The 22,187-nt window shown below is 33.6% G+C and carries 29 protein-coding genes; 28 read left to right on the forward strand and 1 reads right to left on the reverse strand.

Annotated features, from left to right (window positions below):
- Positions 1–9: 9 nt before the first annotated feature.
- The 28 genes from PEPCATONIAE_RS00240 to PEPCATONIAE_RS00375 all read left to right on the forward strand — a co-directional run bounded on the left by PEPCATONIAE_RS00240 (position 10) and on the right by PEPCATONIAE_RS00375 (position 21,801).
- Positions 10–462, forward strand: a complete 453-nt coding sequence (locus tag PEPCATONIAE_RS00240) for a transposase (protein ID WP_138158767.1) — start codon at positions 10–12, stop codon at positions 460–462.
- Complete coding sequence (locus PEPCATONIAE_RS00245; protein ID WP_138158768.1) at positions 462–1,664, forward strand: PBSX family phage terminase large subunit; 1,203 nt, start codon at positions 462–464, stop codon at positions 1,662–1,664. Before PEPCATONIAE_RS00240 ends, PEPCATONIAE_RS00245 begins: the two co-directional genes overlap by 1 nt.
- Positions 1,665–1,676: 12 nt before the next feature.
- Positions 1,677–2,984, forward strand: a complete 1,308-nt coding sequence (locus PEPCATONIAE_RS00250) for a phage portal protein (RefSeq protein ID WP_180339322.1) — start codon at positions 1,677–1,679, stop codon at positions 2,982–2,984.
- Positions 2,962–3,828: a minor capsid protein gene (locus PEPCATONIAE_RS00255; RefSeq protein ID WP_180339323.1), complete on the forward strand. Its 867-nt coding sequence runs from the start codon at positions 2,962–2,964 to the stop codon at positions 3,826–3,828. Before PEPCATONIAE_RS00250 ends, PEPCATONIAE_RS00255 begins: the two co-directional genes overlap by 23 nt.
- Positions 3,829–3,925: 97 nt before the next feature.
- Positions 3,926–4,492, forward strand: coding sequence for a DUF4355 domain-containing protein (locus PEPCATONIAE_RS00260; protein ID WP_138158770.1), 567 nt, complete (start codon positions 3,926–3,928; stop codon positions 4,490–4,492).
- Positions 4,493–4,505: 13 nt separating this feature from the next.
- Complete coding sequence (locus PEPCATONIAE_RS00265) at positions 4,506–5,375, forward strand: hypothetical protein (protein ID WP_138158771.1); 870 nt, start codon at positions 4,506–4,508, stop codon at positions 5,373–5,375.
- Positions 5,372–5,548 carry a hypothetical protein gene (locus PEPCATONIAE_RS00270; protein ID WP_180339324.1) on the forward strand — a complete coding sequence of 59 codons (177 nt, stop codon included), beginning with the start codon at positions 5,372–5,374 and terminating at the stop codon, positions 5,546–5,548. Before PEPCATONIAE_RS00265 ends, PEPCATONIAE_RS00270 begins: the two co-directional genes overlap by 4 nt.
- 4 nt (positions 5,549–5,552) lie before the next feature.
- The gene (locus PEPCATONIAE_RS00275) at positions 5,553–5,900 is read left to right on the forward strand and encodes a phage head-tail connector protein (protein ID WP_138158772.1); all 348 of its coding nucleotides are present in this window, start codon (positions 5,553–5,555) and stop codon (positions 5,898–5,900) included.
- Positions 5,897–6,196: a hypothetical protein gene (locus PEPCATONIAE_RS00280; protein ID WP_139659121.1), complete on the forward strand. Its 300-nt coding sequence runs from the start codon at positions 5,897–5,899 to the stop codon at positions 6,194–6,196. Before PEPCATONIAE_RS00275 ends, PEPCATONIAE_RS00280 begins: the two co-directional genes overlap by 4 nt.
- Positions 6,193–6,537 (forward strand): HK97-gp10 family putative phage morphogenesis protein, encoded by a 345-nt coding sequence (locus PEPCATONIAE_RS00285; protein ID WP_138158774.1) that lies wholly within the window; start codon positions 6,193–6,195, stop codon positions 6,535–6,537. The genes PEPCATONIAE_RS00280 and PEPCATONIAE_RS00285 overlap by 4 nt, the downstream gene beginning before the upstream one ends.
- A 23-nt stretch (positions 6,538–6,560) precedes the next feature.
- Positions 6,561–6,920: a hypothetical protein gene (locus tag PEPCATONIAE_RS00290; RefSeq protein WP_138158775.1), complete on the forward strand. Its 360-nt coding sequence runs from the start codon at positions 6,561–6,563 to the stop codon at positions 6,918–6,920.
- Positions 6,921–6,928: 8 nt separating this feature from the next.
- Positions 6,929–7,426 (forward strand): phage major tail protein, TP901-1 family, encoded by a 498-nt coding sequence (locus tag PEPCATONIAE_RS00295; RefSeq protein WP_138158776.1) that lies wholly within the window; start codon positions 6,929–6,931, stop codon positions 7,424–7,426.
- 43 nt (positions 7,427–7,469) lie between these two features.
- The gene (locus PEPCATONIAE_RS00300) at positions 7,470–7,844 is read left to right on the forward strand and encodes a tail assembly chaperone (RefSeq protein ID WP_138158777.1); all 375 of its coding nucleotides are present in this window, start codon (positions 7,470–7,472) and stop codon (positions 7,842–7,844) included.
- Positions 7,845–7,888: 44 nt separating this feature from the next.
- Positions 7,889–8,173: a hypothetical protein gene (locus tag PEPCATONIAE_RS00305; RefSeq protein WP_138158778.1), complete on the forward strand. Its 285-nt coding sequence runs from the start codon at positions 7,889–7,891 to the stop codon at positions 8,171–8,173.
- Positions 8,174–10,729: a phage tail tape measure protein gene (locus tag PEPCATONIAE_RS00310; RefSeq protein WP_138158779.1), complete on the forward strand. Its 2,556-nt coding sequence runs from the start codon at positions 8,174–8,176 to the stop codon at positions 10,727–10,729.
- Between the two features lie 5 nt (positions 10,730–10,734).
- Complete coding sequence (locus PEPCATONIAE_RS00315) at positions 10,735–11,577, forward strand: distal tail protein Dit (RefSeq protein ID WP_138158780.1); 843 nt, start codon at positions 10,735–10,737, stop codon at positions 11,575–11,577.
- Positions 11,574–13,820: a phage tail spike protein gene (locus tag PEPCATONIAE_RS00320; RefSeq protein ID WP_138158781.1), complete on the forward strand. Its 2,247-nt coding sequence runs from the start codon at positions 11,574–11,576 to the stop codon at positions 13,818–13,820. Before PEPCATONIAE_RS00315 ends, PEPCATONIAE_RS00320 begins: the two co-directional genes overlap by 4 nt.
- Before the next feature lie 11 nt (positions 13,821–13,831).
- Positions 13,832–15,745, forward strand: a complete 1,914-nt coding sequence (locus tag PEPCATONIAE_RS00325; protein WP_138158782.1) for a BppU family phage baseplate upper protein — start codon at positions 13,832–13,834, stop codon at positions 15,743–15,745.
- A gap of 76 nt (positions 15,746–15,821) precedes the next feature.
- Positions 15,822–16,499: a hypothetical protein gene (locus tag PEPCATONIAE_RS00330; RefSeq protein WP_138158783.1), complete on the forward strand. Its 678-nt coding sequence runs from the start codon at positions 15,822–15,824 to the stop codon at positions 16,497–16,499.
- A gap of 11 nt (positions 16,500–16,510) precedes the next feature.
- Positions 16,511–17,044, forward strand: coding sequence for a hypothetical protein (locus PEPCATONIAE_RS00335; protein WP_138158784.1), 534 nt, complete (start codon positions 16,511–16,513; stop codon positions 17,042–17,044).
- Between the two features lies 1 nt (position 17,045).
- Positions 17,046–17,192 carry a hypothetical protein gene (locus PEPCATONIAE_RS00340; RefSeq protein ID WP_180339325.1) on the forward strand — a complete coding sequence of 49 codons (147 nt, stop codon included), beginning with the start codon at positions 17,046–17,048 and terminating at the stop codon, positions 17,190–17,192.
- 30 nt (positions 17,193–17,222) lie between these two features.
- Complete coding sequence (locus PEPCATONIAE_RS00345; RefSeq protein WP_138158785.1) at positions 17,223–17,501, forward strand: hypothetical protein; 279 nt, start codon at positions 17,223–17,225, stop codon at positions 17,499–17,501.
- Between the two features lie 49 nt (positions 17,502–17,550).
- Entirely contained in the window at positions 17,551–18,237 is a 687-nt protein-coding gene (locus PEPCATONIAE_RS00350) for a peptidoglycan recognition protein family protein (protein WP_138158786.1), read from the forward strand.
- A 111-nt stretch (positions 18,238–18,348) separates the two neighbouring features.
- On the forward strand, positions 18,349–18,855 hold the full coding sequence (locus PEPCATONIAE_RS08740; RefSeq protein WP_428842292.1) for a phosphodiester glycosidase family protein: 507 nt from the start codon (positions 18,349–18,351) through the stop codon (positions 18,853–18,855).
- A gap of 114 nt (positions 18,856–18,969) precedes the next feature.
- On the forward strand, positions 18,970–19,224 hold the full coding sequence (locus PEPCATONIAE_RS00360) for a hypothetical protein (RefSeq protein ID WP_138158787.1): 255 nt from the start codon (positions 18,970–18,972) through the stop codon (positions 19,222–19,224).
- Positions 19,221–19,460, forward strand: a complete 240-nt coding sequence (locus PEPCATONIAE_RS00365) for a hypothetical protein (RefSeq protein WP_138158788.1) — start codon at positions 19,221–19,223, stop codon at positions 19,458–19,460. Before PEPCATONIAE_RS00360 ends, PEPCATONIAE_RS00365 begins: the two co-directional genes overlap by 4 nt.
- A 360-nt stretch (positions 19,461–19,820) precedes the next feature.
- Entirely contained in the window at positions 19,821–20,237 is a 417-nt protein-coding gene (locus tag PEPCATONIAE_RS00370) for an HD domain-containing protein (protein WP_138158789.1), read from the forward strand.
- A 172-nt stretch (positions 20,238–20,409) separates the two neighbouring features.
- Positions 20,410–21,801: an aminopeptidase gene (locus PEPCATONIAE_RS00375; protein WP_138158790.1), complete on the forward strand. Its 1,392-nt coding sequence runs from the start codon at positions 20,410–20,412 to the stop codon at positions 21,799–21,801.
- 61 nt (positions 21,802–21,862) lie between these two features.
- Here PEPCATONIAE_RS00375 and PEPCATONIAE_RS00380 read toward each other — a convergent pair whose 3' ends face one another.
- The gene (locus PEPCATONIAE_RS00380; RefSeq protein WP_138158791.1) at positions 21,863–22,138 is read right to left on the reverse strand and encodes a hypothetical protein; all 276 of its coding nucleotides are present in this window, start codon (positions 22,136–22,138) and stop codon (positions 21,863–21,865) included.
- Positions 22,139–22,187: the final 49 nt, after the last annotated feature.

Raw genomic sequence — 22,187 nt, forward strand, 5'->3', positions numbered from 1 at the left:
GGTGAGGTGATGGCGAGAGCAAAATATAAAGAGTGGTTAGAAGAAGAAAAATTAATACTTATTAATGGTTGGGCTAAAAAAGGCTTAACCGAAGAACAGATTGCAAAAAACATGGGGATTGCTTACTCCACTCTTAGAGAATGGAAAAAGAAATATGAGGCAATAGAGGCAGCCTTAAAAAAGGGGAAAGAGGTTGTAGATTATGAAGTTGAGTCTGCACTCTTTAAAAGAGCCATGGGTTATGAGTATGAAGAAGAAAAAACATATATTCAAGAAGTAGACGGCAAAGTAACAAAAAGAAAAGAAATTTATAAAAGACATATGCCAGGAGATACAACAGCGCAGATATTTTGGTTAAAGAATAGAAAGCCCGAAGAATGGCGAGACAGACCAAGAATTTCTAACGAGTCGATGTTAAATAGGCTTGATGAAGTATTAGCAAGTATTGAGAGTGGTTTTTAATGGGATTTAGTGAAAAGCAAAAAGAATATTTTTTAAAGGCCACAAGAAGGTGGAATATAAAATCAGGAGCAACAAGAAGCGGAAAAACCTATATGGATTACTTTGTTATACCTAAGAGGATAAGAAATACTACTAATGATGGATTAATTGTTATTTTAGGGAATACACAAGCAACAGTAGAAAGAAACATCTTAGACCCTATGCGTAAAATATGGGGTGATGCCTTAGTCGGCACAGTAAAAAATGATAATAAAATAAATCTATTTGGCAAAGAATGTTATGTATTAGGTGCAGATAAAAAGAACGCAGTAACAAAAATTCAAGGTGCAGGAATTGAGTACGCTTATGGAGATGAAATTACAACTTGGGCTGAGCCAGTATTTCAGATGTTAAAATCAAGACTTGATAAACCCAATTCTGTTTTTGATGGCACTTGTAACCCAGATAATCCTAAGCACTGGTTCAAAGAATTTTTAGACAGTGGCGCCGATATATACGAGCAACATTACACTATTGACGATAACCCTTATTTGTCACCAGCGTTCGTTCAGGCGTTAAAAAAAGAGTATCAAGGTGTTTACTATAATAGATTTATTTTAGGTCAATGGACGAGGGCTGAGGGGCTTATATATGGCATGTTCAATCCAGATATACATGTAGTTGAAGAAGTACCGGATTACCTTGAAGAGTGTTTTGTGGCAGTCGACTATGGAACTCAAAACGCTACATCGTTTTTATTATTTGGAAGACAAAATGATAAATGGTATGTGGTGGAAGAGTACAGATACAGTGGCAGAGATGCAAATAAACAAAAGACGGATGCAGAATATTCAATCGAGATGAAAAACTTTTTAGATGGAAGATATATTCCAATAATCGTTGACCCAAGCGCAGCAAGTTTTATAACACAATTAAGGCGGGATGGATTTAGAGTTTATAAAGCGAAGAACGACGTTATAGACGGCATAAGGTTCACACAGACCCTATTTTCAGATAACAAACTATTTATAAGTAATACATGTGCAGGACTGATAGATGAGCTATATGGGTACTCTTGGGACGAAAAAGCGGCGGAAATTGGAGTAGATAAACCTATTAAAGAAAACGACCACTCCTGTGATGCTTTAAGATATGGAACTTATACGATTATTAGAAAAATGACTGCAAATACTGTTTCTAATTTTTATAAACACGGACTATAAAGGAGGGATAAATTGATATACGAAAAGAAATTTGTTTTAAATGATGATGAACTCACTGATGAATTATTAATTGATTTCATTAGTAAACACAAAAGATTAAACCTAAGATATGAAGAACTGGAAAGAATGTATAAATCAGACCACGACATTTTATATCAAGAAGAAAAGGCGGACTATAAACCTGATAACAGATTAGTAGTTAACTTTGCTAAGTATATTGTAGATACCTTTAATGGATATTTTATGGGGATACCCGTTAAGACCTCACACTCAAATAAAAAAGTATCAGATTTTATTCAGTTTTTAGAAGCCTATAATAACATTGATGACAACAACGCAGAATTATCAAAGAAGTGCGATATTTATGGCCACGCTTATGAACTTATTTATTATGACGAGAACTCACAAATAGGTATTACTGGAGTAGACCCTAGAGAAGCTTTTTTAATTTATGACAATTCAATAAGAGAGAGAATCCTTTATGGCATAAGGTATAAAGAGGACAAGTTAAAAGGGATTAATGGCTCAATATCTGACGCAAATACAATAAAGTATTTCAGAATAAAAGACGGAAAGGTAATTTATGAAGAAGAAAAGCCTAATGTATTTGGAGAAGTGCCAATAGTTGAGTATGTAGAAAATGAAGAAAGGCAAGGAGCATTTGAACCCGTTGAACTTTTAATCAATGCATACAATAAGGCAATATCAGAAAAGGCTAATGATGTGGATTATTTCGCTGACGCCTACATGAAAATATTAGGTGCGGAACTAAAAGAGGAAGACCTATTAAAAATCAAAAGAAATAGGATTATAAACTTGGCTAACTTTGACGACTCCAAAATAACAGTTGAGTTTATGGAAAAACCTAATGCAGATGAGACACAAGAAAACCTAATTGACAGAATTGAAAAATTAATATTCTCAATAGCAATGGTGGCAAATATTAATGATGAAAACTTTGGAACATCATCAGGCATCGCCCTTAAGTATAAATTACAATCTATGAGTAATCTTGCAAATACAAAAGAACGTAAATTTGTAAAGGGAATGAATAAAAGATTTAGTATTATAGCCAATGCGCCCACATCTAAAATAATAAAAGATGATTTAGTAGATTTGACATACCAGTTTACAAGAAATATACCGTCAAACCTCCTAGAAGAGGCACAGACGGCACAACAGCTTATAGACATAGTAAGTGATGAGACAGTATTAAAAACGCTATCTGTAGTGGATAATGTGCAACAGGAACTGGAAAAGATAAAGCAACAGGAAGCGCCGTTAGTGGAGTATGACCATGAAAGATTTGAAGAAGATTGAACTTAAAGGCATAAATGCAAAAATAAAAAGGGATAAGGAATACAGAAAGAAAATAGATGAACTTTATTCTAAAAACATAAGGACTGCACAGAAGGAGATTGAAAGAATTGTTTTAAAAAGTAGTGGAGATAAGATTGATATAAACAATTTAAAGAAAAGAGCCTATGAAGAAGATGTTGATAGCCTTGAAGAGGATTTTGAGGAGTATCAAGACCAGGAATTAAACTACTATGAAAAAGAGCAGATAAAAAACACAAAAATAAATAAACGGATGAGTAAATTAGAATATTTATATGCCTTTGCACTTTTAAGGACTTTTAAAAATTCAAGACAAGAGGAGAAAAATCTAGAAAAGCATTTAAGGGCGGAGGTAAAAGAGGAGAGGAAGAGGCTTGAAGAGGATTATGAATTTAAACGATTAGCCTTGCCTCCTGATTTTATTGAAAGATTTTTCAAAGAAAGTCGATTTTCAGACCGAATATGGGCAAATCAACAAGATTTAGTCGCTGACTTAAAAAAGGGAATTAGACGAACGATATATAAAGGTGAAAACCCTTATAAGTGGAGTAAGACTTTAGAAAAAAACCTAAAGAAAACAGTAGACAATTACACCTATGCGGCACGAAGAATTGCGGTAACGGAGACTGCTAAAATTCAAATAGCTTATCAAATAGATAGCTTTAAAGAAAATGGATATACCAAAATGATGTGGGTATGTGAACCGACCGCTTGTAATCATTGCATGCCTTATAACGGAGAAGTATTTGATATTGACAGCGACCATGATGTGCCACCTATGCATCCATTTTGTGAGTGTAGTTTGGCGCCAGTCCATAGTGAATAATCGTGAGGAATCACGATTTTTTTATTGTGCAGGCTTGGAAACACATTAAAAGCTAAGGGTAAGTTAAGCATTACAACTATAAATTATGGAGGATTAAATGAAGGAAGAAATCAAAGAAACAAAAGTAGAAGAAGTTGAAACTAATACAGATGAAAAAGTAGAAGAAGTTGAAGAAAAACAGGAAGAAAAGAAATACACAGATAAAGATGTAGACGAAATTGTAAACAAAAAATTTGCAGACTGGAAGGCTAAAGAAGAAAAAAGAGTAGATGAAGCTAAAAAACTTGAAAAGATGAACGCAGAAGAAAAAATTAAGTATGAAAGAGATAAGCTGCAAGAAGAGCTTAACGAGTTAAGGGCGGAAAGAAATAAAAATGAAATGATAAAGGTGGCAAGAGGAATTTTATCAGAAGAAGATATATCAATTTCAGATAATCTTTTAGAAATTTTAGTAGACCAGGAAGCAGATAAGACCAAGGAAAATATATCCAGCTTTGTAGAATTATTTAATGCAGAAGTAGAAAAAGTTGTCAAGGATAAATTAAGAGGAACTACACCTAAAAAGAGTGGAGGCTCAAAACTAACTAAAGAGGAAATTATGAAAATAAAAAACCCTATCCTAAGACAAGAGAAGATAGCTGAAAACTTAAACTTATTTGAATAAAGGAGAAAAAATTATGGCGGAAAATTTAACTGAAAAATTAGTAAAAGCACAATCCATTGACTTTGTAGAAAGATTTGGAAATAGTATTTCATCACTTTTAACAATGTTAGGAGTGCAAAGAAAGTTTCCAATGGCTGCAGGCTCAGTAATTAAAACTTATAAATCAAAAGTTACATTACAAAATGGTACAGTGGCTAAAGGAGAGATTATCCCACTATCCAAGGTTGATATGGAAGAGGCAGAACCTATTGAACTTGTATATTCAAAGCACAGAAAAGCGGTAGCGGTTGAAGATATACAAAAATACGGATTTGCTAGAGCAATAGCTATGACTGATGAAAAACTTGTAAGAGAGTTACAAAAGGAAGTTAGAAGCAACTTTTTCACACAATTAGGAAAGGGAACAACCGCAGTAGATGGAGAAGGACTTCAAGGCGCATTAGCACAAGCATGGGGAAACGTGCAGACTAAATTTGAAGATGATGGAGCAATTACAATTGCCTTTGTAAATCCTATGGATGCATCAGATTATCTAGCAAAGGCAAATATAACTATACAAAATGAATTTGGTCTTAACTATGTAGAGAACTTTTTAGGAGTAGATATAGTTATAATCAGTCCTCAAGTTACAGCTAAAACGATGTATGCAACAGCAGCAGAAAATCTTTGCTTTGCCTATCCAATTGTTAATGGCGGAGAAATTGCAAAGGCAGGATTTGACTTTGTAACAGATGAGACAGGCATCATCGGCATTACTCACGCAATTAACAAAGAAAGATTGACAGCTGAAACTACTACCCTATCAGGCGGAGCTTTATTTGCCGAAAGACTTGATGGTATTATCAAGGTTACAATTAAAGCTGCAGCTACTCCAAGCGTATGATAGTTAGAGTTATAAGAGAATACAGAGATAAGGGCGAGGGAAATAAACTTCGCCTTTTAAATTCTGTAATAGACTACAAGGACGAAGAAAGAGCAAAGGAAATAATCGAAAAAGGATTTGCAAAGGAAGTTGAGATTATAACAGTCAATAAGAAAAGAGTAAAAGCAAGGTGATTTAATGACAATTGCTGAAAGAGTTACAAATTTAATATTTATTGATGGGATAGTTGATGATAAGCAGAAGAAATTAATAGATTTAATTGTAAATTTAACTCAGGAAAAACTTATAGCGCTGCTGCCAAAAGAGATTGAAGAAGTACCAAAAGAATTAGAGTTTATAGTAGTTGAAATTGCAGTAAAAAGATATAACCGCATAGGTAGCGAGGGAATGACCTCTGAAACTGTTGAAGGGCATAGTATTAATTTTAGTACAAGCGATTTTGATGAATATGCTGATTTTATAGGCAAGTTTATAGATGAACTTGATGAGGACTTTAAAAATAAAAAGGTTGTGCGATTTCTATGAGATATAGCGACACAGTGAAATTTGTAAAAGAAGAAGAAATTTATAATCGAGATACTGGAGAATATAACATAGAAAATATAGTGCAGACTGAAAGATATGCAGATATAACTGATACTGGAACAGAGGCAATGAATTTGCTATATGGGAAAGTAGTCCAGGGAGCAAAGACCATAAGAATTAAGACGAAGGTTACTGAAGAATTTGATTATGTTTTAATTGGCAAAGCAATTTACTCGGTTAAGATGATTAGGACTTTAAGACAAGAACAGGTTATGCATTTGGTGGTGAAGCAATGAGTTTTAGTTGTAAATTTAGTGGATTTGAAAAACTGACAGAATCTTTAAGTGAAAAAATATTAAGGGCTGAACTTGCAAAACAAATTGTCAAAAGAAACGGGGCAGAGATGCACGAAAAGGCTCAAAGATTTGCACCAGTAGATACTGGAACTCTTAAAAGAAGTATCTCACTTGATATTGTTGACGGAGGAAGAACTGCAATAGTAAGAGGGGATAATGTGGAATACGGAGTTTATCAAGAATATGGTACAAGGTATCAATCGGGAACACCCTTTGTCGGTCCCGCATTTAAAGAACAAGTGGGAAAATTTAAAGAAGATATGAGAGGTATTTTGAAATGATATCACCTCAACAAAGTGTATTTATGTTATGTAAGAATACAGCCTTAGATGTTTTTGATGGCAAAGTATATGATTATTTGCCAGGCAAAGAAACGGCTTATCCCTTTATATTTATTGGAGAACAATTTTCAAACGATATCGTAAATAAATCTGTGGTCTTTGCAAATATAACTCAAAGGGTACATTTTTTCCACAACGATTTTAGAGAAAGGCGAAGGATAAGCGACTTAATCTTAAAGTATATGCAGATGATAAGAGAAAAAGAATTAGCATTTAAAAGAAACATTTTAATAAAAGAAATGACTTATAGAATGCTTACTGATAACACAACGGATACTCCACTTATGCATGGAGTTTTAGAGATTACATTTTTAGTAAATTAGGAGGAAATATGGAAGCTTTAAAAGGTAAAAATTCAATATTATTATTTAGACTTTTAGAAGATGCAGCAAAAAATAAGGCTGCAAAATTAGCATTTCAAACTGAACATTCTGTCGATAAATCAAGAGATAGCGATGTTACAGAAACAAAGGACGGACCTGTAACAGTAGGACAAGGTATGGAAGAGGAAATATCCTTTAACTGCATCATGGCAAAAGACGACCCTGTAGCTAAGATGCTGGATAAGGCGCTTGTAGAGAACAAGACAGTAGAAGTATGGGAAGTTGATGTTACACCTAATAAGGGTGGCGGAAACAAGTACCCTGCCATTTACAGACAAGGTATAGTAACAGAATTTAATAAGTCAGCTAATGTAGAAGATTTAATTGAACTTGAAGCTACCTTTGTTACATCCGGAATAGGCCAAGAGGGCGAAGTTACACTAACACAAGAACAACAAGAAGTAGTCCAATATAAATTTACAGATACAGAAGCTAAGACGATATAAGAGAGTGGAGAAAATCCACTCTCTTTTTAAATGAGGAGAAATTATGATATTAAAACTTGGAAATAGAGATTATGAAATTAGAATAAGCTTTGCCTCAATAGATTATCTAGACAGAATTTACAAGGTAAATGTTGATGGAATGATGGATTATGGTGTTGGTTTAAATATGCTTGTTTTGGGATTGCAACAAGAGGATTTAATAGTAGCGCTTAACTTTATTAGGGCGGGAACTATCCTGGAAAAGCAAAAGCCCTCAAATGATGAAATAGAAGAATATTTTGGCTCATTAGATGAAAAAGGATTTACTGCATTTTTTAAGGAGGCTTTAGACTGCCTAAAAAAGCAACCTCTTACAAAAGTGAAAGTGAGCAAAATTCTAAAAGCGAAAGAAAAACAAGCAGAAAAAGCGAACGCATAACATATTTCGATGTTTTGGTACTGGTAAAGAGAATGTACCCTCAAATGTCTATTGATGAAATAAAAGCGACAACCTTAGCGGATTTTGAGGTAATGCTAAAGGCTTATAGTCTCAATCAAATTGATAAGAGATACATTGCCTCTTTTATTGCTTGGCAAAGTGCCTTAGCAAGGTCAAACGATAAGAAAGGGAAACCCGTATATAGAAAATTCAAAGATTTATTTGATTATGAAAAAGAATTGAAACAAGTTGAAGATAAAAAAATAGAAATAAGCGAAAAGGAAATTAATATTTATAACAAAATTAGTGAAATGAACGGGGGTGAGTAGATGGAAGTTTATGAAGTGAAAGCCGTATTATCTGCAGACTGGAAGTCTTTTCAAGAAGGACTAAAGGGAGCGATGGCCTCTATAAATGAATTTAAAAGTAGTGCAATGGATATGACAAGCATTGGAAGCACTTTAAAAGGAGTTGGTGCGGGATTGACACTTGGAGTTACCGCTCCTTTAGTTGGAATTGGTGCAGCCTCAATAAAAGCGGGCTCTAGCTTTGAAGCGGGAATGAGTAAGGTGCAAGCTATTTCAGGAGCAAGCTCAGCAGATATGGAAAAACTATCCGCAGTAGCTAAAGAAATGGGAGCAACAACAAAATTTAGTGCCACAGAGTCAGCGGAAGCCCTATCCTATATGGGTATGGCAGGTTGGAAAGCCGACCAAATGGTTGAAGGTTTACCCGCAGTTATGAACTTGGCAGCAGCCAGTGGTGAAGAACTTGGAATGGTATCTGATATTGTTACAGATTCACTTTCAGCCTTTGGATTGCAAGCAAAAGATGCAGGACAGTTTGCAGATATTTTAGCAGCAGCAGCAACTAACTCCAATACTAATGTAGGATTAATGGGAGAGACCTTTAAATATGTAGCACCAATAGCAGGGGCTCTAGGATATAACGCAGAAGATACTGCAGTAGCAGTTGGACTTATGGCAAACGCAGGTATTAAAGGCTCACAAGCAGGTACAACTTTAAGAACCGCCTTAACAAGATTAGCTGCGCCCACTAAAGAAGTAGAAAGCGGAATGAAAATGCTTGGCCTCTCTGTTGAAGACGTGCAAGGATTATCCCTTGATGAAACCTTGGCAACTTTTAGAAATGCTTTTCAAAACTTAGACGGAACTCAACAAGCACAAGCGGCCTCTTTAATATTTGGAAAGAATGCTATGTCTGGAATGTTATCTGTAATTAATGCAAGTGAAGAAGAATATAACAGTTTAAGCGATGCAATTTATAATTCTTCAGGAACCGCTGAAAAGATGTCGAAGATTATGCAAGATAATTTATCGGGGTCTTTTACAATTATGAAGTCCGCACTCGAAGGGGTTGGTATTGCAATATCTGAAACTCTAATACCAATAATAAAAAAAATAGTTGATAAAATAACAGAATGGGCAGAAGCATTTAATAAGTTAAGCCCTGAACAGCAAGCGACGATAGTTAAAATTGGACTGCTAGTTGCATCAATCGGACCTCTACTTATGATAGTCGGTACTGTGATAGGTAAATTTAAAGATATGGTAGGAACAGTACAATTAGTTGCAAAAGGATTTGGAAAATTAATCGGTTTATTTGCAGCAAATCCTTGGCTACTTTTAGTTGCAGGAATAGCAGTTGCAGCAGTAGCTATTTATAAGCATTGGGATGAGATAAAAGCTTTCATGTCTAAAACTTGGCAAGCAATAAAAGATGGGGCTAGTAATATTTGGAACGGAATAACTGAAAAAGTCGGAAGTGTAGTTGATGGAATAAAAGAAAAGTGGGGCGGCTTTAAGGATAAGATGTCTGAAACCTGGACTAACATTAAAGAGGATGCAGCTACAGCTTGGGATAATATAAAGACAACAGTATCAGATAAGGCTACTGCAATTAAAGACGGTGCAAAGGAAAAGATAGACGGACTAAAAGAACAAATAGGTACAACTTGGGATAATATAAAAACCGCTGCGGGAACGTCTTGGGATAACATAAAAACTACTGTTACAGATAAGGCATCGGCGATTAAAGATGGTGCAAAAGAAAAAATCAGCGGTTTAAAAGAACAATTAAGCAGCGACTGGGAAGGGATGAAATCTAACGCTAAAACATCTTGGGACAACATTAAAACCTCTGTAGTCGATACTACAAATAGTATAAAGTCGAAGACTCAAGAAATATGGACAGCGGTAAAAGCGGATGTTAAAGAAAAATGGGATGGAATTTCTTCACAGGTAAAAACCTCTGTAAATAATATGAAAACTAATACCAGCTCAGGATTTACTGATATGGTAAGCAAGGTTAAAAGCTCAATGGCACAGTTGGTTAGTGCAGTAAAACAAGGATTTACAGATTCAATAAATGCGGCAAAAGGCTTTATAAGTCAAGCAGTATCGGTAGGCAAAGATTTGATAACAGGATTTGTTAAAGGGGTAACTCAATTTGCAAGTAAATTAATAAGTGCGGTAAAAAATGCGGTAGGCAATGCAATTAGTGCGGCAAAAAGACTTTTAGGAATTGGATCACCATCGAGGGTATTTAGACAAATTGGCGGATTTACAATGGAAGGCTTTGCTATAGGAATTGACAAGGAAAGCAAGTCGGCAGTAAACAGTATGAAAAATGTAGTTGATGATATTATAGGAACCTATGAACCTATGAATAATATCCCTCAACTAGATAGCTTAAAGAGTAAAGCTGCATCGCAAATTGATTATCAGATTAACGATAATTTAAGTCAAAAGCAACCTGCAACAATTAATTTAAAATTAGGCAATAGAAACTTCAGGGCGGTAGTTGATGATATTACAAACATGCAAGGCAAAATTGCTAATTTTGAAGAAGTATATAGTTGGTGATTAAAATGTATGATTTTAGGAATATAGACCAGCATTCTTACCCTATAGAAAGCAAGGTACAGACTATTATTGACGGAATTAATTTAGATGAAACAATTAACGGATTTATGACCTTGGCGGTTTATGGTAGAGAGCTAGTTGGAAGAAATATAGAAACGGCTGAATTTAAAAAGGTGCAGACGGGAACGGGGACAAGAACCTATAAAAACAAAAACAAAAATATTTCATCTTATGAAAGTAGGTTTATATCCTCTAGTATTGTGCCAAGAGAATTTACTATTAAATTTGTTTTAAAAGCGAAAGATGAACAAGACTATTTTAGTAAATTTGAAGAACTTAATTATTATTTAGACAAGGAAGATATTCAGATAAGATTTACCGACGATAAAGAATTTTATTATTGGGGAACAGTAACAAAAGTTGAAAGCCCACAGGAAGATAATTTGCAAGCAATCTGCAGTATAAGTTTTGAAGTTTCTAATCCTTTTAAATTTAAAGTAGACCTTGAAAAAATAAACTTTAATACAAGAACAAAAATCACAAAAGACACTAGATATCCTTTAAAAATTGAAAAAATAAAAATCAATTTAAAGGCAGTTGGGGACAAATTAATATTGAAAAATCTTACAGACGGAAAAAGAATTATCTTTGATAAGAACTTTACTGCAGATGATTTTATTATTATTGATTTTAATGACTGGAGTATAAGGGGCAAGGGAGACGAAAACTTTTATAAATATTTGGATATTCATTCACAACTTGAAGAATTTGGAATAAACACCTTTGATGAAATAGAAACGAGTTTGAACTGCGATGTAGAAATAGAGTACAGAGAGGTTAGGCTATGATTTATTTATTTGACCACAAAGAAAATTTATTAGGACAATTAAAGCCTGGGGAGTTGAGATTTTGTCAACAGGAGGAAAACCTTAATGGTTTGATGTTTTTAGACCTTGAAATACCTTTAAACTTAAAAAATAAGATGAAAGATGTAGAATTTGTAGCGCATGCAGACGTAAATAATGAAGAAGATTTTTATTTTTATAAATTAATCAACTTCTTAAATTCTGATGCATCTTACCACTATAAGGGGATTAATATAGCTTATGATGATTTTAAAGGCTATGGGTATTTAAGAGAATTTAGAATGCAAAATACCACCGCAGCAAAGGCACTAGCGACTATTTTAAATGGTAGTAGGTGGGAAGCTGGAATTGCAGAGGGAACAGTTGAGAAAGATTTATATTTATACGATATTACAAGGTTGGATGCTCTCGGAAAGCTTATTGATACCTTTGGAGTGGAACTTGAATTTAAAGTAAAAATCAAGGGAAATAAAATCGTCAAGAGATTTGTAAATATGTATAACAAGATGGGCTACATCACCCATAAAAGATTTGTTTATGGGCACTCAGCTTTAAAGGTTGTTAAAGAGGAAGACCAACAAAATATATTTACAGCGGGAATTGGAAGAGGCAAAGGCGAAGAAAAATTTGATGCAAGTGGAAAATCTACTGGCGGATTTGGAAGAAGAATTGATTTTAAGGAAGTCGAGTGGAGTAAGGCAAAGGGGGACCCAGTAGACAAGCCTTTAGGTCAAGAGTATGTTGAGATAAAAGAATTGACTGAAAAATACGGTTATTCTGACGGAACGCCAAGATTTAAGTTAGTTAAAAAAGAGAACATAGAAGATGCGAAAGAATTGCTGCAAGCGACTTATGATGAGTTGGTAGCAAATAGTAGACCTTTAGTACAATTTGAGGCAGATATAAGCGACTTTGGAACTGTTTACTTGGGCGACACTATAAACATAATTAGGCACGACTTAGACATTTATTACTCATCAAGAGTTTTTAAAATTACTAGAGACCTTTTAAATCCAAGTGCAACAAAAATTGAACTGGGAGATAATTTAGAGTATAGCCAAGTTAGGAAAAACAAGCAGATTTTAAACGGATTAAAGGATTTGGATAGCAGAGTTACAGAAGTCGCAAATAACGCTAATTTGACCTTTAACGATGTTATAAACGAAATGAGGGAAGGATTAAAAAATACTTTCTTCAACGAAGACGGATACAATTACGAGTTTAAAGCAGGAAATAAATATGGTCTTCCTGCAGGATATTATTCTTTTGATAGACCAATAGACAAAAACCCAACAAAGGTTATTTACATTGGAGCAGGTAAAATGGCAATAGCTAATCAAAAGGACTCTAACGGTAAATGGGATTTTAAAACATTTGGTACTGGAGACGGAATACTTGCAGAAAGAATTGTAGGCACACTTGGAGAGTTTGCAAAAGTAAACGCTGAAAATATTATTGTAGGCTCAGATTTTTACAAAACTTCTATTGGAAAAGAAGTTGAAAAAGTCGCTGCAGATAATAATGTCGTGCAAATAGACAAAAACGGGATAATGATTTATCAGAAAGACGGATATAAATACACAATAGATTTAAACGAAGTTAAAGATGGAGTAGCAGATGTTAAAAAGGCTGTAATTCAAGATAAATTATATAACGGAATTAAAATAAATGCACAAAACGGTTTCCAAGCAATAAGAAGCGACGGGCTTGTAAAAGTTGAAATAAATGCAACTGACGGCCTTAGAATATTCAATAGAGGAAGCAATGGGGACAACTGGCAGTCTGTATTATGGAACGACATAGAGGGGAACACGTCCTATGGTGGAAATATTAAATTTGTAAACGTCAGTAATGGTCAATTCTTAGGCGGAATATATAAAAGCTGGGGTGAATTTGTTATTGCTCATGGTGAAAATAACGGCTTTATTATTGCAGATGGTAAGGGTAGACCATATATGCAATTTAACCGCAACAATTATTACAGTAATGCCAATAGCAAACTTGACATAAACTTTAATGGCAGTATTGGATTTAGATTAGTTGCTAATGCAGACTGGGCTAGAGACTTTGCTATCATGCCATATAGAGAGAGCGATTATAGTCCATATGGTATGTTTATAGGCTTTTTAAACAATAGCAGTCAAACAGGCTTAGGAGCAGGAATAATTATAAGTCCATATGGACTAAGAAAAGTTGATCAAAACGGAAACGTACAAAATATGTAAGGAGGGGTAGAATGGTACAAGATGAGATATTAAAATTAAAATTTGATAATTCTTATGGCGGAAAATTGTTTGCAACTCAGACGGATACCGGAAGAACCTTTACAGTGCAAATATTATCAGATAGAAATGAGATTATAAATGTTACTGGTATGAGTTTAAGACTTTATGTTGGAAATCAAAAAGAAGTAACATATTGTGATGGAGAAATAATTGATGCGGAAAAAGGTAAGTTTAAACTACAATTATTTAATTCTCAACTTAAATATCCAGGCATACAAAAAGCACAATTTATCTTAAAAAAAGACGATAGGAAAATCGGTTCAAAAATATTCGATATGCATATTGAAGAGGGTGTTGAAGCTGGTTCTTCTATGGGGGTCAATCTTGTAATTCAATATGAACAAATAGCAGAGGCGACGGAGTTTTTAAGAGATTATGATAAAACTTTGGAAGAGGCTAAGAATGTAGATTTATCTTTAAAGGTTGGAATAAAAGAGGGAACGGACACAAGAGAACACTTAGCAGCCTGTAAGGCAAGAGCCCTTGAAATTAAAAGCGATTTGGAGACTACTACAACAAATGCTCAAAACATTTTAAATGAAGCAGTAAGCTTTAAAGATGATGTAGAAAGTATTAAAAACACCTTAGTTGAGGAGAATACAAAAGCCAATACAAACTTAACTAATTTAGAAGCAAAAATTGCAGAGGGCAAGCAAACAGCTACAGACCTGGGAAATAAAGTAGCGGAGTCTAAAACAACTAAGAGAGAGTTGGAAGAGGCAAACACCGCAGCAGGACAAATAAAAACATCTTTAGAGGAAACAACATCAGCCGCCAATAATGCTAAGACACAGCTTGAAAGTCTAAAAAGTCAAAGCGAAACACTATCCGACAGTTTATCAAACAAAATTGCAACAGGAAGCAGTCTACAGTTAAATCTTGCTACAAGCTTAAATAATGCTGTAGGTATAAAGAATGATTTAGACAATAGTATCAGTACCGCTACAAGTACAAATACGACTTTAAAAGAGACTGATACTAACGCTAAGAACACAGAACAGTCAATTAGAGATTTAATAAATCAGTTAAATCTAACGAAAGATGAAGTCAATCAAATAATAGCAAGTGGAAATCTAAATCAGTATGTAACAGACCCTAAGCTGCAAGAAGCCTTGAAAGCTTATGCAGAGAAAACTGAAATACCTAAAAACTTATCTGAACTTCTAGAAGATAATGAACATAAAACAATAACGGCCGCAGAAAAGAGTAAGCTGGCAAATATTGAAGATGGAGCAGAAAAAAATAAGGTAAACTCAGTAAACAATAAAGTGGGAGATGTAGTTTTAAAGCTTTCAGATTTAGAAAATGATAAGACCTTTAAAACTGAGGCGGAGATACAAGGGTTAATTAATAATTCTAAAAAGCTTAAAAAAGAAGTTGTTAATTCTCTACCGTCAAGCGGTCAAGATGATGTTATTTATCTATTAAAAAATAAAAGCGACACTAACAACGTATATACTGAATATTTGTGGATAGGTGCAAAATGGGAAATCATTGGAAATACTAAGGTAGACCTAACAGGCTATGCAAAAAAGACTGATATTAAGACTAAACTATCAGAAATGGAAGAGGACGCAGGACACAAAACACTAAACGATAGTGAAAAAGCTAAGGTTCAAGCTATACCTGATGACCCTAAGTATACTGATACTGTACCTGACCTAACACCTTATGCAAAGAAGACTGATATTAAAACTAAACTATCAGAGATGACAAGTGATAGTAATAATAGGACTGTTAGTGATACAGAAAAAACTAAACTGGCAAACCTAAAAGAACAAGTAATACTAACAGAAACAGAATACAACGCTTTATCGCCCACACAACAAAATGATGAAAATAAAATCTATTTTCTAAAGGCGTGATGATATGGATAGTAGAAATATTAAAGAGATTAAAAACTTAAACACTAATATATCAAAGGTCTTAAATGGAAATAAGGTGATATGGCAAGGTGAAGCAGACCCTACTAAGCTTATAGGTGGAAATTTACAAGCGGGTTTTTATGGAGAATGTCCATCTAGCTTGCTTATAACTGGAGATGAATTGGCAAGACAAATAGGTTTAACTGCTGGAACTAGTCAATTTTCTAATGAGTCTTGGCTTAAATTCTCATATTTAGGTAAGGTTGAATATGTAGCTAAGAAACCTTTTAGATACTTAATTCCCTGGAATAGCATTAATGCTGTAAATGCTGTATTTGGCAATAGGAGAATAAATATAAAGGGTAAAACCTATAAAGTTAGACTTATGAAAGGTAAGACTGAGGGCAAACAAGGTGATCAAGAATATTACTATGGATCCATTAATTATAATTCTGAATGGAATAGACTTATGCTTCCCATTCACGAAAACGCTCCTTCTAATTGGAAAAATCCAGAAAATGTAGTTTCACCTACAGAAAATTGGAATAATGGATATAAAGATAGTGATTTGTGTACAGGTAGTACGGATAATGGTGCTCGTTCTTGGTGCCAAGAGTATGGGACCCGTCAAAGCACTCGCTTGGTTCGTGGCGGAAAGGGGGTTTCATATGCGACGATGGAAGAGACGCTTGAAAATCCAATTTACTTGCACCGTTTACAGGGTTGGCGTCCTGTCTTAGAATTAGTTGATTAAGAGGTGATAAATTGAAATTAATAGAATATTCAAACATAGAAAACTATAAAAAGGTGAGTCTATTATTCGATGACAATAAATATGGGACAATATATATTGCAGACAATGAAAGACCAAAAGAAGAAATATTAAAAGACGCTTATATACTTTTAAAAAATGCAGATAAAAAAGACTATATGGGAGATATAAGCAAGTTAGAAGATATAGAACTAGAAACATCAAAGGCAATAAAACTTTATGTAGACTTTTATAATCTAACAGCTAAGGTGTACGACCAATATGGAGATGAAATTCAAGAGAAAGTCAACTTCACTATTGAGGGAACAGACAAGGCAAGAATAGAGAATAATAAGATTATTGAGGAAGAGGTAACGGAAATCACCTCTTATTTTATTGTAGCTAAGTGTAAAGAGTTAATAGAAAAAGAAGAAAGATTTATTTATCCAACAATTAAAGAAGAACCTAAAAACTCAAACATAGAAGAAAGATTAGAAGCAACAGAAAAAGCAATGGCAGATTTAATGCTGATGATAGGAGGAATGTAAAATGGCAATGTTTATAGCATTTAGATTAATGGACGGTACTTTTAAATACAAGCAAATATTCGGCTTTAAGATGTATCAAAGGTTTCAAGAAGAGACTAACGCAATACTTGTAGCAGAGGGTAGGCAAGATTTAATAGAGGAGGTCTAAATAATATTAAGCCTAAAAGGAAGTGATAAAATGTTGGAGCTTTATCAACCGATAGTCAATTTTGGTGTATTGGTAGTTATAGCTGCTATGTATTTATGGCAGACACCTAAAACAATAGAGAAGATCACCAAGGTCATAGAAGCCAATACAAGTGTTATTCGAGAAAGTAAGACCTATCATGAAAGAATGGAGCATTTCATGCTAGATATGAAGAATGACATTACACAGATTAAGAATAGTAAGGACAATGAGGAAATTAAGGAAATGATTATACGCTTGGAGGAAAAGATTGACCGTCTGGGAAAATAATAGGGCAGGCTTAGACCTGCCTTTTTTATTGGAGTAAATGAGGTGAAAAATGAAATTCAGATATAGACCTATAAAAAGAAACACATATACAAGGGGAAAAAATCCTGAAATTTTATATTTAGTAATTCATGATACAGGCAACACTAATGTCGGTGCTAATGCCATAAATCACAGAAACTATGTTGAGAATAATAAAAGAGGTGCAAGTGCTCATTATTTTGTTGATGATACAGGTATCGTTCAATATGTAGGAGATTCTTTAGCCGCAGGTGCTGTTGGTGATGGTAATGGAAAATACGGAATAAGAAATAGAAACTCCCTATCAATAGAGATGTGCATTAATTCTGACGGAGATTATTCTAAAATGTATAAAAATACAGTTGAACTTGCTAAAAACTTAATGAAGAAATTTAATATCCCTATTGAAAGAGTAGTAAGACATTATGATGCAAGTAGAAAATCTTGTCCAAGTCATATGAGGGCAAACAACTGGTCTAAATGGTGGCAATTTAAAGAAGATATAAAAAAGCCAATAGAATGGAAAATAGACTTATCAAAAGATTCAGAATTCGGAAAAGAGGAGGATAAAGTGACAGACTTTGACAAGGAATACCAGGAAGCAATAAATAAAAAAATAACAGACGGAACAAGACCTGATGACACCATAACAAGAAAAGAAGCGGCGGTAATGATACTAAGAGCAATAGGCAATAAAAAAGAAGACCCGCCAACCTGAAGAGCAAGATATTACTATATAGACGGAATAAACATAATAGAAACAAGAGCAGACAACATAGAAATATCAAAGATAAATAACCTTCCTCTTCATAAAACAGATAAAAGCGGAATAAACGGAAGCTTTTACCAAATAGGTGGTAGTGAGATATATGCACTAGCAATAAACGAGGGTAAAGAACTTGTTAAAAACTCCTATGTATCAAACTATGAAGGACTAAAAAGAGGGACAATATGGTATAACGGAAGAGGATGTCATATAGACAAAATATATAATGCTAAAGAAGAAATAAAGAGCAAAATACAGTGGGCGATATCCGGACTGGAATTATATCCCGACTACAATCCAACAGAAGAAGGATTTACAGGAGCCTATTCAGACGTATTAAGAAAAACAAATCACACCGCCATAGGCTTTAAAGATAACAAGGTTTATCTCATAACAGGAAAAGACTACTACCTTAAAACCTTTAAAGATATAATATTAAACTCCCCTATAGCCTTTGACGGATTAATAGCACTAGACGGAGGAGGTTCAACACAAATGACCTATAAAAATGACCATATAGTAAGCTCAAATAGGACACTTAATCATGCCATAACACTAAAAGAAGTCTAAATCAAAGGAGAGCCACAAAATATAGGCAAAAACAAGGTTTTATACCATAGACGACCAATAAAAGACCAAGAAGAAAAACAAAATCAAAATAACCCACATATAAGAGGTGTTTATTTGGACTTGTCGATAAAATATCTTTCTAAACTAGAAAGACCATGGCTGATAAAAAGAGAGGGCGGAAAATACGAACAACACGCTCATATGCACACAAAAAAAGATGCCTTAAAGGTTAGGCAACTAATAGACAATAATAAATATCCCTATAATAAAGACTATAAAACAGCCATACAAAGATTATTAACAGAAGAAGAATTTAAAAAGCTTAATAAAAAGCAAAGATACTATAATAAGCAAGGAGTTAAAAAATGAGTAAAAAAGAATTTATAAGGAAAATAGCAAGTAGAAAGTTTTGGGCTTGTATAAGTACGGTTGTTATAGCAATAATAGCCTTTATAAATGCAGACCCTGAAACGACAGAAAGAATAGTAGCCTTAATATCAGCTATAGGCGGTCTATGTATATACATGCTTGCAGAGGGTATGGCAGACTCTAAGCCGACAGATATAACAAATATTATAGACACAAAAGAATTTAAGGATGAGTAAGAAAAAGCCTGGAGATTAATCCAGGCTTATTTTTTTATAGCATATAACCTTTTTACACCATATTTTCACCATAGAGAGAAAATAGATTTTAGAATGGCTAATTTACAGGAATTGCGGAATTTGGTATAGAATCCTCTACGGTACACCATCAATTTTATGGAAATCTGCAAAAGACCGCAAGTTACTGAAAACTGGTAAGAATGCGGGATTGCAGGTTTCTTTTTTTATTTAGAATTTATAGGTTCTTATAAAACAATTTATATATTTAAGTTTTTAAATTATTAAATTATTAAATTTCTAATTTCAGATATTAAAAATATTTTTAACTGATAAAATATAAAATAGGTGATGTTATAATAAATGTTTAGAATGTTAAAAGCTTTATTTGTTGCTATAAAAGCCCACAAGGGACAAAGAGATAAGGGTGGTAAGCCTTATATCTTTCATCCCATAAAAGTTGCATTAAATGTAAGTGGTTACAGTCAAAGAATAGTGGCGCTTTTGCATGATGTTATAGAAGATAGTAATTACAAATTAGGAGATTTAAAATTTTTAAAAGAAGATGAGAAAGAAGCTCTAATATTATTAACTCGTGTTGATAAGCAGGATTATTTTGATTATATAAAAAGTATAAGGACAAATTCTATAGCAAGGTCTGTAAAGCTTGCGGATTTAGATCAAAACATGAATCTTAAAAGATTAAAGATTGTTAGTTGTGAAGACTTGAAAAGACGTGAAAAGTATGAAAAGGCTAGGAAAATATTACTTAGTGAATAGTATAGATTTGTTATTTAAGATTACTATTTTTGAAATGTAATCTAGGGCAAAGTTTATACATAATAATTAATGGTTAAACGGAATAATATTTTTTAAATTGCAAACTATTATCAATTGAAGGTAAAATATCAATGTGTTAGAATTAATTTATTAAATTATATAAGGAGGAATTATGGATTACGAAAGTTTAGAATATAAAGATAAATCAATTTGGCAATTTGTAGATCGAAGCGAATATGATGAGATTTACAGTTATGGAGAAAGATATAAGAATTTTTTAGATGAGTCCAAGACTGAAAGAGAAGCTTGTAAGTATATTATAAAAAAAGCTGAAGAAAAAGGATTCAAAAGTCTTGATAAGGCAGTTAAGGACGGAGTTAAACCCGGAGATAAGATTTATATTAACAACAAAGGAAAATCTGCAGCACTTTTTGTTATAGGAAAAGATTTAACTAAGGGAATGAATATAGTTGGATCTCATATAGATGTACCAAGGCTTGATTTAAAGCAAAGGCCTCTTTATGAAGATGGAGAGCTTGCTATGTTTAAAACTCATTATTATGGAGGCATTAAAAAGTATCAATGGACTACAATTCCTCTTGCACTTCATGGAATTATTTTTACTAAGTCAGGTAAAAAAATTGAGTTAAGTATTGGAGAAGATGAAAATGATCCGGTATTTTATATTAATGATCTTCTACCTCATTTAAGTGCAGACCAAAATGATAAGAAGTTAAGAGATGCTATCTCAGGAGAGGAACTTAATGTAGTTGTTGGCCATAGTACTTTTGGAATTGATGAAGAAAAAGATCCTATTAAAAAATTAATTTTAGCAAAGTTAAATGAAAGATATTCTATAGTTGAAGAGGATTTTATAGTTGCAGAACTTGAAGTGGTACCTGCAAGTAAAGCAAGAGATGTAGGATTTGACAGATCTTTAATTGCTGCTCATGGTCATGATGACAGGGTGTGTTCCTATGCAAATCTTGAAGCTATCTTAGCTATTGAAGAACCTGAAATTACTGCTGTGAGCTTATTTGTGGACAAGGAAGAAATAGGCTCTGTAGGTAATACCTCCATGTCAGCTAAATTTTTTGAGAATGCTGTTGCTGAAATAATTGCTTCAATGGGAGACTATAGCGATATTTTCACAAGAAGGGCTATGGCAAATTCAAAAGTGTTGTCTGCAGATGTTACAGCAGCTGTAGATCCTGATTATAAAGATGTAATGGATCTTAAAAATGCAGCTAAACTTGGATACGGTATTGCAATGTCAAAATATACGGGTTCTAGAGGAAAGTCAGGCTCTAATGATGCAAATGCTGAATTTTTATCAGAACTTAGGGATTTGTTTAATAAAAACAAGATTGTTTGGCAAAGTGGAGAGCTTGGAAAGGTAGACAAGGGAGGCGGAGGAACTATTGCCTATATACTTGCTGAGCATGGAGCTGAAGTAGTGGATTTAGGCACGGCAATGCTTTCTATGCATGCACCTATTGAGTTGGTATCTAAGGCTGATGCCTATATGACATCAAAGGCTTATAGGGTATTTTTAAATCAATAAATAACTACTGGTGTCATTTAATTAATAATAAATAACTAATAATATAAAAAGAGAAGAATATTTAATTATTCTTCTCTTTTTCTTCTTCTTCATATCCGGAAAAATCTATTCCCAAAACAGTATTTATTAATTTTCTTGTAGTTTGTAAAAACTTTTCAGGAACATATAGGCTAGTGCCTGATATTTGGTTTCCTATAATTTGTGCTAAATCCGTATTGACTTCGTCTTTTTTTTCAGAGAAGGGAATTTCTTCATCCTTTAACATAGCCTTTATTGAATCAAGATGAAAGTCATCGTAAAGGGTAACCAATTTTTTATAGGTTTTTTCATCTGCCAAAATAATCACCTCTATATTATAAATTAAATAATTTAAGCTTATAAAAAAG

The organism is Peptoniphilus catoniae, assembly GCF_901447155.2.
GTDB classification, from domain to species: domain Bacteria; phylum Bacillota; class Clostridia; order Tissierellales; family Peptoniphilaceae; genus Peptoniphilus_E; species Peptoniphilus_E catoniae.